We start from the raw sequence: 1,593 nt of genomic DNA, 5'->3' as shown, positions 1-1,593 counted from the left end.
KTCSASCTAATGGACCCCTGTGAGTTCACAAACGAAGTGCAACACCTCACACAGGTGCTGCCATGTCGAACTACAGCCAGTTATCGATTGAGGAGCGATGTTCGATTGCCCGGCTTCGCGAAGCCGGGCAATCGATCCGCAAAATCGCTGCAACTCTGGATCGCCAGCCGTCGACCATCGCGCGGGAGTTGAAGCGCAATGCCGGTTCCAAGGTCGGCTACCAACCTGCCTACGCGCAAGCGCAGGCAAATGCCCGGCGCTGGTCAGGGACCAGGCTGGAGCGCGACGATGCCTTGCGCGAGACAATCCTTGATCGCCTCGCCCAAGGCTGGTCACCCGAGCAGGTCGCCGGGCGCCTTGCTCATGAAGCAGGGCGCAAAGTCATCAGTCACGAGACAATCTACCGCTTCGTCTACGCCCAGCTCAAACGCACCAATGACCGGCGATGGCGCTTCTATTTGCCGCGCGCCAAGTACAAGCGCGGCTGGAGAACCAAGGGCGGCTGGCCCCGCTACGCTGACCGCCCATCCATTCACGACCGCGATGAAAACATCGCAAGCAGGCTGGAGGCGGGTCATTGGGAAGCCGATGCCATGCTCTTCTCGATAGCTGGGCAGGCCATTCTCGTCGCCCACGAGAGACATTCACGCCTCACCATCGCCGTGCAGCAGAACAGCCTGAAAGCCGATCCTGTGGCAGCTACCCTTGTCCGGATGCTCCGCCCCATGCCCGCCGATCTGCGACAATCGATCACCTTCGACAACGGAACTGAGTTCAGCCGCCACCAGTTCATTGCTAGCCAACTCGGCCTCAACGCCTACTTCTGCGATCCCCGCGCACCTTGGCAGAAAGGCGGCGTCGAAAAACGCCATAGGTCGCCTGCGACGAAATCTACCCCGCAAAACAAACCTCGAAACCTTGCCTGGCAAAGCCATCGACGCCATCATCGCAAACTACAATAACACACCCAGAAAATGCCTCGGCTTCAAAACTCCAGCCGAAACATTCATCCCGTTGCACTTCCAATGTGAATCCACACCTCTCCCGCTTGCGGGAGAGGGTTGGGTGAGGGTCTTCCTTCTTTCTGAAAGCCCCCCCCCCCTCACGTCCCCGTCGCCGCCCGCTTGCGCGCAATCTCGTCCATCGCGCGGCGCAGGCGCGCCACCGCGTCGGGGCTGTCGGGCCGCTGCACCCCTGCCGCCGCGCGATAGGCCGCCACCTTGTCGCGATGCCGGATCAGCAGTTGCAGCGCCAGTTTCAGGTCGCGCCCGCGCTTGACCTTGCGGCTCTTCACCGCCCCTTCGCCGTCCAGCACGATCTCCTCGCTCTCGCTGCCGAACAACACTTCGCGCATCAGCATCGCCTCGATCTCGGCATAGCCGATGTCGATCGCCCGGTCCCAGTCGGCGGCAAAACGCGCGTCGCGCTGCCGCCGTTCATAGCGCCCGCGCGCCGCACACCCGCCACCCGCGCCGCCTCGCTGACGTTGCAAGTGGTCGCCAGCACCTCCAGAAACTCCCTTTCCTGCGCCCTGGTCCAGCTATCCTTGCGGGCCTTGCGCTGTTGCGGGCGCGCGCCCTCCGCCACCGCCTG

The 1,593-nt window shown here is 63.0% G+C and carries 1 protein-coding gene and 1 pseudogene; one reads left to right on the top strand and one right to left on the bottom strand.

Features of this window, described 5'->3' with window-relative positions:
- Positions 1-62 precede the first annotated feature (62 nt).
- A pseudogene (locus BF95_RS25295) lies at positions 63-1,041 on the top strand (IS30 family transposase); the annotation flags it as partial.
- Between the two features lie 61 nt (positions 1,042-1,102).
- Here the strand turns inward: BF95_RS25295 and BF95_RS27800 are convergent.
- Positions 1,103-1,492 (bottom strand): hypothetical protein, encoded by a 390-nt coding sequence (locus BF95_RS27800; protein ID WP_235210016.1) that lies wholly within the window; start codon positions 1,490-1,492, stop codon positions 1,103-1,105.
- Positions 1,493-1,593: the final 101 nt, after the last annotated feature.

This window comes from Sphingobium sp. Ant17 (assembly GCF_000588875.1).
GTDB lineage: Bacteria > Pseudomonadota > Alphaproteobacteria > Sphingomonadales > Sphingomonadaceae > Sphingobium.
Note: the sequence above shows the minus strand (reverse complement) of the source record. Positions and strands in the feature narration are given on the sequence as shown.